The sequence below is a fragment of the Bartonella alsatica genome, assembly GCF_013388295.1.
Lineage (GTDB): Bacteria > Pseudomonadota > Alphaproteobacteria > Rhizobiales > Rhizobiaceae > Bartonella > Bartonella alsatica.
The window spans coordinates 458,258-475,000 of record NZ_CP058235.1; the positions used below are offsets into that span (position 1 = coordinate 458,258).

General features: G+C 35.9%; 15 protein-coding genes, 2 tRNA genes and 1 pseudogene (1 of these 18 running past the window's edge). 11 read left to right on the forward strand and 7 right to left on the reverse strand.

The genetic code is table 11. The features are described from left to right. Window positions 1-216 precede the first annotated feature (216 nt). From rpmH to HWV54_RS01975, 8 genes are all read left to right on the forward strand, one after another. A complete protein-coding gene (gene rpmH, locus HWV54_RS01940) occupies window positions 217-351 on the forward strand; it encodes a 50S ribosomal protein L34 (RefSeq protein WP_005864709.1) in 135 nt (44 codons plus the stop codon). Between the two features lie 118 nt (window positions 352-469). Next, a complete protein-coding gene (rnpA, locus tag HWV54_RS01945; RefSeq protein ID WP_005864707.1) occupies window positions 470-859 on the forward strand; it encodes a ribonuclease P protein component in 390 nt (129 codons plus the stop codon). A 5-nt stretch (window positions 860-864) separates the two neighbouring features. Then, the gene (gene yidC, locus HWV54_RS01950) at window positions 865-2,703 is read left to right on the forward strand and encodes a membrane protein insertase YidC (RefSeq protein WP_005864706.1); all 1,839 of its coding nucleotides are present in this window, start codon (window positions 865-867) and stop codon (window positions 2,701-2,703) included. After that, complete coding sequence (yihA, locus tag HWV54_RS01955) at window positions 2,700-3,347, forward strand: ribosome biogenesis GTP-binding protein YihA/YsxC (RefSeq protein WP_005864703.1); 648 nt, start codon at window positions 2,700-2,702, stop codon at window positions 3,345-3,347. The genes yidC and yihA overlap by 4 nt, the downstream gene beginning before the upstream one ends. A 138-nt stretch (window positions 3,348-3,485) precedes the next feature. Beyond that, window positions 3,486-4,178: a glutathione S-transferase family protein gene (locus HWV54_RS01960; RefSeq protein ID WP_005864701.1), complete on the forward strand. Its 693-nt coding sequence runs from the start codon at window positions 3,486-3,488 to the stop codon at window positions 4,176-4,178. Window positions 4,179-4,685: 507 nt separating this feature from the next. Further along, complete coding sequence (dapB, locus tag HWV54_RS01965) at window positions 4,686-5,498, forward strand: 4-hydroxy-tetrahydrodipicolinate reductase (protein ID WP_005864698.1); 813 nt, start codon at window positions 4,686-4,688, stop codon at window positions 5,496-5,498. Window positions 5,499-5,526: 28 nt separating this feature from the next. Continuing rightward, on the forward strand, window positions 5,527-6,147 hold the full coding sequence (locus HWV54_RS01970; protein ID WP_005864696.1) for a 2,3-bisphosphoglycerate-dependent phosphoglycerate mutase: 621 nt from the start codon (window positions 5,527-5,529) through the stop codon (window positions 6,145-6,147). A gap of 113 nt (window positions 6,148-6,260) precedes the next feature. After that, a tRNA-Leu gene (locus HWV54_RS01975) sits at window positions 6,261-6,345 on the forward strand. Between the two features lie 96 nt (window positions 6,346-6,441). On the opposite strand, the pseudogene HWV54_RS06880 reads toward HWV54_RS01975, so the two are convergent. Then, window positions 6,442-6,649: pseudogene (locus HWV54_RS06880) on the reverse strand (helix-turn-helix transcriptional regulator). 630 nt (window positions 6,650-7,279) lie between these two features. Here HWV54_RS06880 and HWV54_RS07230 point away from each other — a divergent pair. Further along, window positions 7,280-7,420, forward strand: coding sequence for a hypothetical protein (locus tag HWV54_RS07230; RefSeq protein ID WP_156785827.1), 141 nt, complete (start codon window positions 7,280-7,282; stop codon window positions 7,418-7,420). Window positions 7,421-7,480: 60 nt separating this feature from the next. Here the strand turns inward: HWV54_RS07230 and HWV54_RS01985 are convergent. Next, window positions 7,481-7,571: transfer RNA gene (locus tag HWV54_RS01985), tRNA-Ser, on the reverse strand. Between the two features lie 310 nt (window positions 7,572-7,881). On the opposite strand from HWV54_RS01985, the gene HWV54_RS01990 reads away from it, so the two are divergent. Next, a complete protein-coding gene (locus HWV54_RS01990) occupies window positions 7,882-9,087 on the forward strand; it encodes a porin (protein WP_005864694.1) in 1,206 nt (401 codons plus the stop codon). Window positions 9,088-9,901: 814 nt separating this feature from the next. Here the strand turns inward: HWV54_RS01990 and HWV54_RS01995 are convergent. From HWV54_RS01995 to HWV54_RS02005, 5 genes are all read right to left on the reverse strand, one after another. After that, window positions 9,902-10,843, reverse strand: coding sequence for an N-acetylmuramoyl-L-alanine amidase (locus HWV54_RS01995; protein ID WP_005864691.1), 942 nt, complete (start codon window positions 10,841-10,843; stop codon window positions 9,902-9,904). A 1,254-nt stretch (window positions 10,844-12,097) separates the two neighbouring features. Continuing rightward, window positions 12,098-12,295 carry a hypothetical protein gene (locus tag HWV54_RS06890; protein ID WP_245256314.1) on the reverse strand — a complete coding sequence of 66 codons (198 nt, stop codon included), beginning with the start codon at window positions 12,293-12,295 and terminating at the stop codon, window positions 12,098-12,100. Between the two features lie 300 nt (window positions 12,296-12,595). Beyond that, entirely contained in the window at window positions 12,596-12,751 is a 156-nt protein-coding gene (locus HWV54_RS06895; RefSeq protein WP_005864686.1) for an isocitrate/isopropylmalate family dehydrogenase, read from the reverse strand. 637 nt (window positions 12,752-13,388) lie between these two features. Then, window positions 13,389-14,126 carry an alpha/beta fold hydrolase gene (locus HWV54_RS06900; protein ID WP_005864684.1) on the reverse strand — a complete coding sequence of 246 codons (738 nt, stop codon included), beginning with the start codon at window positions 14,124-14,126 and terminating at the stop codon, window positions 13,389-13,391. A 207-nt stretch (window positions 14,127-14,333) separates the two neighbouring features. Beyond that, the gene (locus HWV54_RS02005) at window positions 14,334-15,530 is read right to left on the reverse strand and encodes a multidrug effflux MFS transporter (RefSeq protein ID WP_005864682.1); all 1,197 of its coding nucleotides are present in this window, start codon (window positions 15,528-15,530) and stop codon (window positions 14,334-14,336) included. A 376-nt stretch (window positions 15,531-15,906) separates the two neighbouring features. On the opposite strand from HWV54_RS02005, the gene HWV54_RS02010 reads away from it, so the two are divergent. After that, on the forward strand, window positions 15,907-16,743 hold the 5' portion of the coding sequence (locus tag HWV54_RS02010; protein WP_005864680.1) for a YrzE family protein. It continues 252 nt past the right edge of the window; the window shows 837 of its 1,089 coding nt (coding positions 1-837); it begins with the start codon at window positions 15,907-15,909; its stop codon lies off the right edge, out of view.

Consider the following 16,743-nt stretch of genomic DNA (forward strand, 5'->3'; position numbering starts at 1 on the left):
ACCAACAATTATTCTCCCTAAATTTTTAAGTATCAGGAATAAAATATACATTGATCATAGAATTTTGATATTTTTTTAAGAGAGAGAAAATAATCTAAGATTGACTTTTTTTATGTTTTTCCTTATGGATTGGCGATTGTATAATAAGATAAGATTGTTCATAGTACATAATTGCCATAGAATTAAGAAGGGCCGCGTTTGGCGGTATAGAAATGAATGAAACGTACTTACCAACCCTCTAAACTTGTTCGTAAACGCCGCCATGGGTTTCGTGCACGTATGGCAACAGCTGGTGGTCGTAAAGTAATCGCCGCAAGACGTGCTCGTGGACGTAAGCGTTTATCTGCTTAACTGTTCAAATTTTCACAACAGTTGGATATTACCCATCAGTTCTTTGTTGTGGAACTTTCGTTGTAAACCTTTGATGCCTGCAAAAGCAGGCATTTAATAAAATTGCAAAACGCTTTTTATGAAAAAAAAATATCCATGCCGCATTCGCAAGAGAGCAGATTTTTTAGCTGTACGCACAGGAGAAAAACGACGTGGTCCTTTATTTTTGCTCGAAGTTAAATCTCACGAACCAACAGCAGAAATAAAATCTCCTCTTGTTGCGCGTGTAGGCTTCACGGTTACACGTAAAAATGGCAATGCTGTCAAACGCAATCGCATTAAAAGACGTCTGCGTGAAGCAGTAAGAGTAGGCTTAACAAATAGCATGGAAGCAGGAACAGACTATGTCATTGTAGCACGTCCTGATGCGCTTTATGCGCCTTTCACATCTTTGATCAGTGAATTAAAGCAACGAATAAAACCAAAAATAAAACATCAGCAACGGCAACAGGGTAATACGATAGGGTAATACGAATGGAATATAACCGCAATTTCTTTATGGCCATTGGATTGTCTTTCATAGTGCTTATTGCATGGCAATTTCTTTACGTTGCTCCCAAACAAACTGAATTACAAAGACAACAGATAATAGCACAGCAATTATCAAAACAGCAGTCAGCACTTTCCACACCTACTACAAACTTTTCTGACTCTGCATCAATGCACGGATCAGCTTCTATAAACAATCATGAAATGACTCCCGAGAGTCGGAATGCAGTGTTAGCCAAAACAAACCGAATTGCTATCAAAACTAGTGAACTTGAAGGTTCCATTAATCTCGTTGGCGCACAGTTTGATGATCTTCTACTCAAAAAATATCGTCTGACAGTAGATAAGAAATCACCGGAAATCGCCTTGCTAAACCCTAAGGGCTTCACAATGACCTACCTTGCTGAATTTGGTTTCACAAGTTCGTCTTTGCCAAAAAATGCCTTACCACAATCCGATACACAATGGCAAATAGAGGGTAATAATACGGTACTGACCCCTTCAACACCTGTCACCTTAATTTATAATAACGGACAAGGACAAATTTTCCGCCGTATCCTTTCTGTTGATGATCACTACATGTTTACCATTGAGGACTCTATCCACAATGAAGGGGATAAACCGATATATCTCTCATCCTATGCACGCGTCGCACGTGCAGCTCCACCAGAACATACAAATGCAACCTATTTACTTCATGAAGGCATGATAGGAATCGCAGGTGATTCACTCAAAACTGAGAAATACAAAACCCTAGCTGAACTTGATCCAAATCCTGATAATGGTCAAAAAAGTATAACTTTCTCTAAAGTGACAGGAGGTTGGATTGGTATTACTGATAAATATTGGGCTGTAGCAGTCATCCCCCCACAAGATAAAGAATATACAAGCCGCTTTATTTATTTTGATCGTCTGCAAACACATTATCAGTCCGACTTACTAGGTACACTTTTAACGATTGCCCCCAACGAAACAAAAACCGTTACAAATCGTCTTTTTGCCGGTGCAAAACAAGTTGAAATTATTAATTATTATCAAAATGACCTAAAGATTAAAAAATTTGCTCTTTTAATCGATTGGGGTTGGTTCGATTTCATAACCAAGCCAATGTTTTCTCTCATTGATATTCTTTATAAGCAAACAGGCAATTTTGGTATCGCCATTCTTCTTGTTACAGTGCTCCTAAAAACGCTTCTCTTCCCTTTGGCGAATAAGTCCTACAAATCTATGGCACGCATGAAGCTTATCCAACCAATGTTGTTGGAAATAAAAGAAAAATATCCAGATGACCGAACTAAACAACAACAAGCAATAATAGAACTGTATAAAACCCAAAAAATCAATCCTCTTGCAGGCTGCTGGCCAATGTTGGTTCAATTTCCAATTTTCTTTGCTCTTTATAAAGTGCTGTATATTACCATCGAAATGCGTCATGCACCTTTCTTTGGTTGGATTAAAGATTTAGCAGCACCCGATCCAACCTCTGTTTTTAACCTGTTTGGCTTCTTACCGTACACAGCTCCAACATTTCTTATGATTGGTGCATGGCCGTTGATTATGGGTATAACGATGTTTTTACAAATGCGTATGAATCCAACACCTCAAGACCAAACACAAGCAATGATCTTTGCGTGGATGCCGGTCATCTTTACTTGTATGCTCGCCTCCTTCCCTGTTGGTCTTGTTATCTATTGGGCCTGGAACAATATATTATCAATGATCCAGCAAAGTATCATGATGAAACGTCAAGGAGTAAAAATTGAGCTTTTCGACAATCTGAAAGCTATGTGGAGAAGATCATCCAAAAAAGAAGTGCATGAATGACAAGAGATTCTTCCCTTTCCGGAATTTTTTCTCGTAATTGGATTTTTATTCGTGGTGTACCAGCAATAAGCTTTCTTCCACCCGAAGGACCACCGGAAATCGCATTTGTAGGACGTTCCAACGTTGGGAAATCATCTTTAATCAATGCACTGGTCCAACAAAAAAACTTAGCGCGTATCTCAAATACACCAGGACGTACTCAAGAACTTAATTTCTTTATACCCGATGGTTTCAGTGGACAACCAGGAGATCTACCCCCTATAGCACTGATAGATATGCCAGGTTACGGTTTCGCTGAAGCTCCTAAAAATTTGGTTGATACATGGACAAATTTGATTTTTAGCTACTTACGAGGGCGTACGACACTTAAACGTGTCTATATATTGATTGATTCACGCCATGGAATTAAAAAGAATGATGCAGATATTTTAGACCTCCTTGATAAAGTAGCTGTTTCCTATCAGATTGTTTTCACTAAAAGCGATAAAATAAAATCAAATGATCTTGAAAAATTAATAATAACTACAAGAACAAAGCTTCTCAAACGTCCAGCAGCTTATCCTGAACTTCTTGTGACTTCTTCAGAAAAAACATTCGGTTTAGAGGAATTGCGTGCTGCCATTTTACAAACAATAGCAGTATAAAACACATTCCTGTTTTTTAAGAATTTATTAAACATATTTGCTAGCTTCTGCTAATAATCTTGTGCTTTTAATAAAGCACCTTTATAAATTCCTATTACTTGAAAGAATTCTCATCAACTCTACTTGATATTTTAAATTATGTTAACACTTTTCCACTCTCCTTTATCGTCCGCCTCCCGCTTTATACGCCTCATTCTTGGAGAATATGGTGTAAATATTCAACTGATTGAAGAACATGAATGGGCCAGAAGACATGAATTTCTTGCACTAAATCCAGCTGGCCATGTCCCCGTTCTTCTTGATGAACACGAAGTTCCATTATCAGGTGCCATTGTTATCTACGAATATTTAGATGAAACGCACGGAAATTTACGACAAGAAAATAAATTCTTTCCAGAAAACCCTTTGGGCCGTGCTGAAGTACGGCGTCTCAATGACTGGTTTTTAAATAAATTTGAAACTGAAGCTACGCGCCATATTGTACGAGAACGAATCTATAAACGTGAAATGCCATTAGCTATTGGCGGTGGCGCTCCAAACTCACAAATTTTACGTAATGCGCGCGCAAATATTCCACCACATATGAACTATCTCAATTGGCTCTGCGCATCTCGCGACTGGTTAGTCGATTCTGAATTATCCTATGCAGATCTCGCAGCTGCAGCTTCTGTTTCTGTACTTGATTTTCTAGGAGAAATTGACTGGGAAACAATTCCCGCAGCTAAAGACTGGTATATGCGGATTAAATCACGACCTTCTTTTCGTTCTCTTTTAACAGATCGCGTCCGAGGAATTGTAGCAAGTTCTCATTATACAGACCTTGATTTCTGAACAGCTCTCCCTAACAAAAGTGAAAGCAGTATTTTATATCAAGGATAATGTAGTTCTACATCAATAAACCCCTATATATTTTATACACTATGTAATAACGTACCAACTTATCAAGGATAATTTATCGGTTGACAACTTGAATGAGAGTTCCAAATATGAGTCATTCTCTCATTTTATCTCTATTTTATGATGAAATAAGAAATGTTTTCATATACTATCATAAATGAGATTAGCATGTGAGTAAAACTATTTAAGAAAGAATTTAAAGTGCCTCTTATGAATTCTCCATTTTCCAAATACATTGTTGAAAAAGCTATTGCCTAACATCCATGTTGTTTAATCTAAAACGAAAATAAAAGTATTGTTTGTCATAGGCTCCTATAAATGAGCCACTTTTTCGCATAGCTAAAGAAGCGCAATTTCTTTCTAGAGAAAAAAAGAACCGTTGGAAAGTAAGATGAAATTTTCCTATACTACAAGAAGTAAAATGACATAAGGAAGAAAAATATGCGCCTTACAGTTGTTGGTGCCAATGGCAGAATGGGACGCGAGCTGATTGCAGCTATCCAAAGTAGAAAAGACGTAGAACTTTGTTCTGTCCTTGTGCGCAAAGGATCACCTTTTATAAACAAAGATGCGAGTACATTGATTGGTTCAGATGTTCTTGGTATTCGCATCACTGATAACCCTGAAACCGCCTTTTCTAACACAGAGGGTATTTTAGATTTTTCTCAGCCACAAGCCAGTATTCTTTACGCTAACTATGCTGCTCAAAAAGGCCTTGTGCACATTATCGGTACAACGGGATTTACCAAAACAGAAGAAGCAGAAATTGCAAATTCTGCAAGATATACGACTATTGTCAAATCCGGAAATATGAGCCTTGGAGTAAACCTTTTAGCAAATCTTGTAAAGAAAGCAGCTAAAGCACTAAAATCTGATGATTTCGATATTGAAATTTATGAATTGCACCACGCAGGCAAAGTCGATGCCCCTTCTGGAACAGCTCTTCTTCTCGGACAAGCGGCAGCCGAAGGTCGCAATGTTTTGCTAAAAAACGTGAGTGTCAGCGAACGTACAGGCCACACAAAAAAACGTGAAAAGGGCACTATCGGCTTTGCTTGTTCGCGAGGCGGAACAGTCGTTGGCGACCATAGTGTCACTTTTGCCGGCCCAAGTGAGCGTATCATTCTTTCACATACAGCACAAGAACGTTCTATTTTTGCCAATGGTGCATTAAAAGCAGCTTTATGGGCAAAAAACCAAAAAAATGGTCTTTATTCAATGCTTGACGTTTTAGGATTGAACAATGAATTTTAAACAGTCAATATAATACAGGAAATTCATAATGGGGCGCACACTTGTATTAATCCGTCATGGACAAAGTGAATGGAATCTCAAAAACCTTTTTACTGGTTGGAAAGATCCCGATTTGACAGAAAAAGGTCGTGCTGAAGCAATAGTGGCAGGAAAGAAACTTAAAGAAGCTGATTTAAAATTTGATATCGCTTATACATCTACCTTACAACGAGCACAAAAAACGGCTTTGCACATCTTAGAACAAATGGGACAATCAAATTTAAAACTGATAAAAACTTCTGCATTGAATGAACGTAATTATGGTGATCTCTCTGGTTTAAATAAAGATGAAGTACGCCACAAATGGGGAGAAGAACAAGTGCAAATATGGCGTCGTTCCTACACTATTGCCCCCCCAAATGGAGAAAGTCTACGCGATACTGGAGCTCGTATTTGGCCCTATTATCTTTATCATATCCAACCACATATTTTGCGTTCTCAAACTGTTTTAGTAGCAGCACACGGCAACTCTCTTCGTGCTCTTATAATGGCGCTTGAAGGTCTAAACGGTGAAGAGATTATTTCTCAAGAATTAGCAACTGGCATTCCTATGATTTATACATTTAATTCTGACTCAACAATTTCATCAAAAACAATTATGGCCTCTTAAATTCTTAAAATTATCGTGATCCAATGAATTCAATCTAATAATTTTGAGCTGAAGAATAAATTCTACAATTTGATTGACAGAGGTGCTTTACAAGCTTAGATGAGCTTCTATTAGCCCAAATGGCGGAATTGGTAGACGCGCAGGTTTCAGGTACCTGTGCCGTAAGGCGTGGAGGTTCGAGTCCTCTTTTGGGCACCATTTTTGTATTCAATATATTGAAATATAAATATTTTTCTTTAAAAACCATTTTCAGACCACCTTTGGAACTACCTTCTACAGTTTATATAATCTGACCTAATTTGTTCTTATTTGTTCCTTATTTTTTTTGGTATGAATGCTAAAATCTCTTTCTTTCTCCACCTCACTACTCTATTTAGCTTATAGAATCCGGGAAATATCTCTTGAATCACCTAATTATGAATCTTTGTTATTGATACACTAAAAAGTTGTACATATTTCATGTTATTATATATCTATCGCCATCATCAAATATTAACTCAATACCTTTCTTCTTTTTTATATTACGTAAATGGGGGAAGATTCTGAAGAGAGAGAGCACATCCATAGTGTTAAGTATCTTTTATCAAGATCTATTTCATGCTTTATTCTATTTCCGCTAAAAATATTTCAACAGCCTTGTTGATGTACTTAATCTATCTATAATTACAGTGATACATTAAATCTTGAGACACAAATATACTGGTCATCTTACCAATTGCGGGTTATAGCTAAAAAATCCATCGTTTGAGTTCTGTGCACGCTACTTGGAATTGCACTTACGCATGGTACTCAGGTTTAGTATCCCTATCCATAAAAAAATATAGATGATTGATTGTAGGGATTCTACTTCAATTAAATTCTCATTACCAATAGAATCCATCAGGGCTTGCACTAGCTATTTTCATTGTGAGATGTTGAATAGAAAAATAATATCATTCACTTGAAGACTGAAATAGTAAACTTCAAACAAATATCTTTCTATTTTAGTTGAACGCACACAATATCTAAAACTTATTAAGCAAAATGAAATATTCATTTGCATAAAAAGTGGAAATAAGCTCATTAAAGAAAGTTTGTGAAAACTATTTTGTGTAGCATATAATACAGCAGGTATTAAAAATCAGTACATGGCTTGAGAAAATTAGCAGCAACACGTGCCGCTGCAGGTGTTACAGTTTCACAAATGCAAGCGCTTTTTGGATGGGCTGAAGATAAAACGGGAAGCAATAAAAAAGCTTCAAAAAGATCTAGAACAAACAGAAAAACAAATTAAAAAGATAAAAAGAGTCAAAATTCCTAAAATTTTATATAATTCATTGATCTTATTGATATATGGCGGAGAGGAAGAGATTCGAACTCTCGAGAGCCTTTTGAGCCCTACTCCCTTAGCAGGGGAGCGCCTTCGACCACTCGGCCACCTCTCCAAGAGGAGGCATAAATGGTCTCAACAGAAAGTTCAAGATATTTTCGATTTTTTTTCAAAAATATCTAAAGTTTTCTTTTTATTGATGTCATCAAATAAAAAATTAACAAAAAGCACACTGTGCTTTTTTTACCACATAAACTTGAATAGTAGATCAATATCCCTCAGAAAGGTAATTTCGTATTTGTTTCTTTAAAAAAGATCAGTATAGCTAGGGATTATAAGTATCGTGTATTTTACTCTAGCTTTTATGAATTTAGAAAATAATATTCCTTAACGAAATTTGAACTACCTTTCATTGGAGATACACTATGAACATTAAATCCCTCTTTTTAAGCTCTACAGCAGCTCTTTTAGCAATCTCTGGAGCCCATGCTGCTTCAACAGCCACTGCAGAACCAGAGCCTGTAGAACACATTCGCGTTTGCAATGCCTATGGTAAAGGATATTTCTATATCCCTGGAACAGAAACCTGCATGCGTTTATCAGGAAATGTCCGTGCTGATTTTCTAAGCGGTGATAACATAAATGCAATAACCGATGCTCAGTTAGCTAACCAAAAGAAAACCTATGGTGCATCAGCACGATTAACTCTTGTTTTTCAAGCTGCTTCTGAAACAGAATTAGGAACTCTTCGTTCTTATGCCCGTATCTACTCAAACTGGGGGAATGGAGAAGACAACGCTGGTGCAAAACTTTCAGCTGCTTACATTGAACTTGGTGGTTTTCGTGTAGGTCTTGACGATACAATTTTCAACAGCTGGACTGGTGGCTATGGTAACGTTATAAATGACGACAGTATAGCTCCAGCAGGAACAACACGTACCAATTTCATTTCTTACACCTTTAGTGGTGACACCGGACTTTCTGCTATTATCGGAGCTGAATTAGGCAATGCTTCAGGTCCTGATCTTGAAAAAAATCAATTCTTCTACATTGATAAAAATAATAAAATTACTAGTGTTCCCCAAGACAGTCTTCCAAGTAAAGGAATAAAAAATTACACCCCAAATCTGGTTTTCGGTATAAAATTTATGCAAAAATGGGGAGGCTTTTCTACAGTCGCTGCATATGATGCTTATTATAAAAAATGGGCTGGTAAGGTGCGTGTAGATTTCAATGTAAACGATCATTTCAATCTATGGGTAATGGCAGGCTATAAAAATAACGTTGATTACTACACAGTAGCTGCAAACAATACACTATCACGACAAAACACAACAATTTATGCAAATTGGGGAGGAAAATGGGCTGCTTGGGCTGGTGCAACTTACAAACTCACTCCAAAAGCAAATTTAAACGCTCAAGTTTCTTATAGCGCTGTAAAAACCTTTGCAACTTCTGTAAATATTGCATACACACTGATTCCAGGATTTGTTATCACACCTGAACTTACCTACATTTCGTGGAACGATGATCGCACTTTCAGGAACGCAACTAATGATAATACATATGCACATGCTCTGAATGGTAAAAATGCTTTGCAAGGTATGATCCGCTTACAGCGTTCATTTTAATCCTATTGGGCTATGCTTTTAAAAACTGGCAATATATGTGCCAGTTTTTATTTTTTTAAACCACCTATGATGATCATCATACTATTTCATGATATCATTGCCACTATCTCTAACAAAAGCTGTCTACCGTTATAAAAATATTCCCCAAAAATGAAATCTTAAGAGTACCATAAATCTTTCTCAGGCCATTCAAAGAATACAAAGTTTTATCATTAAAAAAATTGTTATCAAAATTGTGCAAATATTCTTAATAAAAATGGCGCTGCTAAGTAAATAACAGAATTTTTTACAACTTGAAGTCCTTGAAAAACACACAAAATATTTACTTAAAAGTAAGAGTGATGCGTATTTGTTAAAATTAAAAAAACATTGCACGTATGTTTTCCGCAGTGTGCAATGCGTGTTTCTTTCTTCTTTCAATCACTTTTGAGCATTGCCTACACACTACGAATGTAGAACCATAATCTATGTTTTGCATCCAATGATTATAGGACTTAATTAACCGTTACGCCTTTTTTCATGCAATTCTTGAACACTATGTTCTTTTGTGTTGCACTGTGTGTAATGCTTTAATTTCACGCACCCTGTTGTAATGAAAATACAAGATAGAAAATAAAGAAACGGAACTTTAAAGCTTACCTCAGCAACAAATAGAATATTCTTTGACCTTTTTCTATGAACGTCTTCATCTATAATTTTGTTCTCACACTACAAATGAGTCCTTTTTCCTAGGAATCCAATCAGCAGAAGGCAAAAAGACGCAAACAAAGACATCGATTGTCGTAATTATATTTTAAAATTAAAATGAGTTAAATCAATTCAGCGGAAAATACTTATCTACCAACGCATAAATAATTGCTGCTGTTTCAGCATCTAGAACTCCATCATAATTTTCTTGACGAAAATGAAGCTGAAATGCCCGAATTAAATCCCTGTATCCGCTTTCTATACTTGCCGCCAAAACATCGTACCCATACCGTTTTAGTCTTGCCAAAACATCCGCTTTTTCCGGCAAACTCTTACAGAATTGCTTTTGGTAGTGATCCTTTAATTCATCATCATACCATGCCCCTATACCAGCTTTATAAAGCTCTTTCCACGGGAAAGCTGCACCTGGATCACTTTTTCTCCCAATAGCAATATCACTATGCCCGACAACATCGGTTGGCATAATATCTGGATACCGTTGGAGGACATTTAACGCAAGTTCTTTAACCGCCTCAATTTGTATTGGATTATATGGAGGAAATGTAAATGCATCATTATTATAGGTCACTAAATCGACTGACCCAAGTTCAACAGCTTTATCATTTAAATCACTGTTCTCAGATAGTAAGTGAACACCAAAACGTTTACTCTCATTTTTATCGACTGGATTAAAATCATGCTTATCCTTAAATCCAGCCTCAAGATATGTTTCTTTAAAAGAATCAGTATGGCCAGTTGCTAAATTAACTATTTCAATTCCAATAGATGTATCATTTAGATTACTGCGCCCAGCCCATGAGCTAACACCAGCATGCCATGCACGCTCGTTTTCATCAACAAGATTAAAGATACGCATATCCTTAAACCCTGCTTCAACATACGTTTTTTCTGAAGGGTCAGGCACAAGATAATGAGCACTTACTGCTGATCCTGTCAGCGCTATGATTGAATCCTTAAAGTTAATAGAAGTATAATGCATTACAAGGAACCGAACACGACGATTAAAGCTTTTGACAGAACGATAACTATTATAATCAATTTGATACATAGAAAAATTCTCCCTTTCTATTTAATGGGCTTGCACCATCTCAAATTACAACAGATCACATTCAAAACTAGCCTTAGCATCATTCGAGAATAGCATTTACACTGCCAAGTCGAACATTCATAAAATATCAAAACTACCACTAAAACAAGAACTCACTCTCCACACCTCCTCCAATAAACAATAAAGTGATTGCGAGAATACCAAAAAGCCCTCCTCTATTTATTTGCTCAAGCAAATATCCGAGAAATTGTTCATTAAAAAACAAACAAAAGCGTTGTAAAAACCACTTATTGATATTTGTTATGTATACGATAAAGTCCTTTCTGTTACAGATCTGAAATAACTACAATCACAATTTCAAAAGTTAGTATGCATGAATAGTCGAATCCACCTAGACTAGAACACACCTAACCTATAGCAAACCACTTTTAAAAAAACTTTGCGGCAATTTATTGATGAAAAAGTGATTAAACCATATGCGCAACTAATCTTTCAATAACGTCTTTTTGAATAGAATTCAAAGGATCTTTCATAAATATAACAGAAGTAATGAAAATCCTCTCTTGTTTTTTAATAAACAATTCTATTTCCCCTTCTCACAACCTTTCAAATATTCCTCTTCACCTTCAAAATAACATATTTGAAAAATTATTGTTTTCAAAAACAAAACTTTGAGAACAATAATTTTCTGCATGTTTAAAAACCTTGAGATATATAAAAATCATCCAAAAGAAAATTAATTTTCCGATTTTTACGTTCTCGCAAAGGATCATTTCCTTTCCTACGTTTTCAAATATCTTTTTAATATTAACCGAACCGCATATTTCTGTACAACCACACTTAAAAGCGGTCATGTATAAGGAAAAGTAATACGATAATTGCCATAATCTTTTATCCTTAAAGTTATAATGGCATATTCAAAACTTTCTTGCTGATTTTCTAATATCTCCAAAGAAGGAAATAAGCTGATTTTGGCTTCAAATTATGGAAATATATTTTGTATTTTTTTCTGTTGGTTGAAAAATTTTAAAAGGTATAAGATATTCGCAAACCAATGAAATTCTAAGCGCCGCTAATTTTCACGAACTGTGGTAATCTCCACTTCCATAAAATATGGACAAAAATAATGGTCATTCAAATTGTGAGATTAAATGCTGGACTAAAGATGCCGATGACTCCCCAACCAATTGCATACGCAACATAAGTACTTTTCTATAAAAATGCCGTTCACATGCCTCATTTTCAAGATGACAATTAAATCAATTGCATAATTATACTTTTATAAACTCTAATCAAAATCATCTCATATTGAGGATGTGACACAGCCAAATGCTTGTGTTTACCTCGTTCTAAATAAACTTCTAAAAGCGAAAAAACTTGCGTAGGAGAACCAGACAATGCCATAAAAGAGGTAAAAAAACCAGGTGTCGTGCCCATAGGATCATCAAGCATTTTTACTGTTTCAGGAAACAACGCTTGGTGTGCATTACTAGCTAAAATAAAACCTAATCGTTGTAATTGGCTTTTTATTACTTGCCAAACAACTTGATGATGAACTAAGGATTGCTGTACAGCTTAAGCAATTACAACCACGTGTATGTCATCAGATTAGTCCTAATCCCCCACTGATAATGATGAGATCTTCTTGCCCAAGACAAACAATCACTGCCTCACTAATTTTCTGCAATTGATCGGTTCAAATAAGCGTGTCACTAAGCAATCTTGCTTTCCACATTTGCACTAATACAAGTTCTAATACGTCATCACCCCAGCAGCAAGATCAAGAAGAATATCGTAAAACATATTTTCAGCAACAATCACATTAAAACACTTTGATTTTGTTACAATCCATAGATCAGCTGCATTAACATCATGAATTTTTGCTTCAATTTCTGGATAATCTTGCACAACTTTCTCAAAAATTTCCTAAGCAAACTGATCACTTTCGCGCGTAACATTTAGCCTATCAGTAAAAATAACCCGCTTGAAACTATGAAAAAATATATTCAATAACCATCTAAACTAAAATATATCTGTAAGCACACCGTCTATGAAGCCTCTTCAAAACTATATTTTTCTAGATTAAGATGTTTTAACCATTGTTGCCGTTGCAGGAATTACACCGAAAAAACCTAACTTTGCATAGAGACCTTCGCTATTCTCTTTGAGAACATAAAATAAAAAGTCTTCTCACAATAAAAATGTATTTTATAGGATATATATTCGCAAACAAGCCTAACTTTTGGTGAAGCTGAATAATAGGCAAAACATAAGCAAGTTGCTGCTCCCTTAAATGTAGAGTGAGTTCTTTTAAAACAGTTTTTTTCCTTTACTGCTTACAGAACCAAGTAAAAAAGCACCACTCTCAATAATTTTTGCCAAGTTATTTGAGGAACAAAACCTTCTTTCTATTCCGAACATTTTCAACCAATAACACCACAGGTTAATTCAATCGGTAATCGGAATTACCCTAATAAGGTCACCAGTGCAGTATCACAGACTTCTAGTCCTATCCCATCACCGAGCAATCTAAGAACTTTCTTTTTCATAACTCACTCAGCCACTTATCAATAATTGCATTCGTCATAACAGGATTATCATCCCACAAACGTGTACCGGCACCAGAAATGATCTTATATTCATGATTTATACAATAACTTCTCGTTTGATTATCTATAGTTGCAAGTTGCGACTTTTCACCCACCAAAGCTAAAAACTTTCCAGTGTACTTGATAATCTCATTTCTAGCATCCATTCCTAACAAGAACTTAAACCCTCTTGACATACGTTCAATTGCCACACTTTTTTGCGTATCAGGAATCTTCAATAAGGCTCTTTTTTTCATAACTCCACGTGGATTTGAATTCATAAAAGCATTGAGTGTTTCTAAAGCTCCTGACAAATCTTTATTTTTCAAAAAATTAAGAACATATCCAAGCCGCCGTTGCAAAAGCTTATCTGGATAGCCTGGCGCATTCACAGCAAGCACAGCTTGAACATTTGGAAGTCGTGCAGCTAAGATTTGTACTAACATTCCACCCATAGAAAATCCCACAAGAACTGAAGGCTCTTTAAAATGTCTTTCAAGCTTCTCTGTAATAACAGGCAAAATTGCTATAGCAGAGTTATTATAAAAATTAGAGTTAATGGAAAAAAGAGATAATGTATCGAGTATAGTAATTTGGAATCCTCTTGCCACACATAATTTTGTAAATGAGGAACAAAAAACGCCATGATCCCAAATTGGTATCACAGGAGAAAGAATAACAACATTAAGGCTCACTTATTTATTCCCCACACCGCTTGTGCAAAAATATAGATTATAGCAGCAACTTTTCTCCTGAATATAACTACTAAAACGTAAACATTTCATATCACGCATAAACTCCGCACCATAACATATATTCAATGCAATCAGCCACAACAGCTTCTATTAAAGTAAAATAACACCGAAACGTTTATATATGATGCTCTCTTTTTTATCTCTCACTCAGTCCATTTCCAAACGCATAAAATCATACGCTTTACAGATATAAATCATAAAACCCAGTAAACAGCAGCTAGCCAATAAAGCGGCCATAGTCTGTGGATTGTGCTCAGACATCTTCCCAATAACTGCAGCACTCAGCGCAGCACTCCCTAATTGTAAAGCCCCCATAACTCCAGAAGCTGCTCCAGCAGCTTGCGGATGTGATGAAATAGCCAACGCTGTCCCTAACGGTAATAAAAAACCATTACCAAAAGTAAGCACAGCAATAGATACAAAACTCGTCACAAGTGGCCATGGGCTTACATACATTTGCAAAGCAAATAACACCCCCCCTATAACAAAAATAATGTATCCCCGACATACAGTTTTTTCCATAGATTCCCGTTTGAACAACTTTCGCGCCACAAGATTTCCCCCAATATAGGGTAGAGAAACACCAATGTAGCTATAACCAATATATACAGGTGACAACCCCAAAGCTGTGAGTAAAAAAGGTGATTCTACAATATAAGCAAAATATGCCGCGTAAGAAAAACATGGAATAAGTGCATAAAAAATAAATTGTTTATTTCTGAAAACTCCTAAACACCCTTTAATAAATCCCATAGAAGAAAAACGCTGACGTTTTTGAGAAGGTAACGTTTCAGTTAGCACAAAATAACATAGCAGAATAGTCAAGAATATAAAAAAGCTTAAAAAGATAAAAGTAGCTTGCCAATTAAAAATTTGTACCAATAACCCTCCAACTAAAGGTGCAAGTGCCGGTGACATCCCAATAAAGGGAAAGACAATCAAGTAAAGTTTTCCTGCTGCTTTTTTATCCAATAAATCATTTATAATAGCACGGCTCAGAACAATCCCTGCACAAGCCCCAAGACCTTGTAAAAAACGTAATACAAGAAAAGCTTGAATATTAACAGTATAAATTACGCTAAGTGTGGTAAACAACCATAAAAACAAGCCAAATAGAAGTGTTTTTTTACGCCCAAAATTATCACTAAGTGGTCCATAAATAAGTTGTCCAATAGCCAATGCAAATAGAAAAATCGCTACAGCATTCTGAATCCGAGATTCAGTAACTTGGTAGTACTGGCGCATCTCTCCAAGCGCTGGAAGAAAAATGTCTGTAGAAATCAAACCTCCTGTTGATAAACACACGATAAGTATAAGAAACGGTAATGTATATTTATGATTCATAGGAGAAAAACACACTTTGTAATTAAATAAAAAATGAATATTATTCACTTATAATAAGTATATTATTATTTATATAACAAATATAATACCATTTTCTATTTATTAACAAAATATATAAATTCTTTATTATAAAAAATTTATATATTTAATTTTATTAACCTATTTATGATATTCAATTGTTTGTTTTGAAAAGCGCGCTATAAGCTGAACTTTTGGACAGAGATTTCAGCCACATACGACTTGATATGTAGTTTTGGTGAGAACAACATGTTTTGTTTTTGTATTCTCTGTTTATTTCCAGCCACCCCGTATCTAATTTGGAACATAATTGCTAAAGAAGCATTTTATCTCCAGCATCATTCAAGGAGATAAAAACATGGAAACCCGCATACCTGAAGAGACACCATTTGATACACACTTTCTAAGAGAGACCTCACAAGAAGAACAGTATTCACTTTTTTACAGCCCGATTTCATGGTCTGCAATTTTTGCCGGACTAGTGACAGCACTTGCTACTTCAATCTGCTTATCTTTTCTGGTTACAGCTTTAGGCTTAAGCCAAATTGATCTTTACTCTTCCTCGCCATTAGAAGGAAGCTTTTTATCTTTTGGTATAGGTTCACTTATTGTTATGGTCATCAGTCTTGCCCTAGGAGGCTTTATTTCTGGACGTTTTGCAGAATCTTCAGGCGCACTTCATGGTTTTTTAACTTGGGCTCTATTAACACTTCTCATGACCATCCAAGCCATCCATATAGTTTCAAGTGCAGCAAGTTTAAGTGCTAAGGCTGTTTCAGAAAACACTGCGCCAACACAACAAACTGCCGACAGCCTTAAAACAAATTTCGTTCCTCTTCTTTCAAAATTAAAGGGCGAAAGTTTTGAAAGTTTTTTGCATGATAAAAAAGACAATAAGGTCGATTTTGATGAATTGGGCAATGAATTACGCGCACTTCTCAAAAAAAGTGACATTCCTGCCCTAAATCCTGACCGCTTAAAGCAATCCTATCAGGAGGCTCTTAAAGATATTGAATCGACGATATCCGCTTTCAAAAATGATCCTACTCGCTATCGCACCTATTTAAAAGAACTCAGTGATCATCTTTCTGATCGTGCAGACGCCATTACAACAAAGTTTGATCGAAGCGATATCATCAACACTCTTATGAACAATGGTATGACGCGTGCCGATGCACAAACAACCGCCAACCGT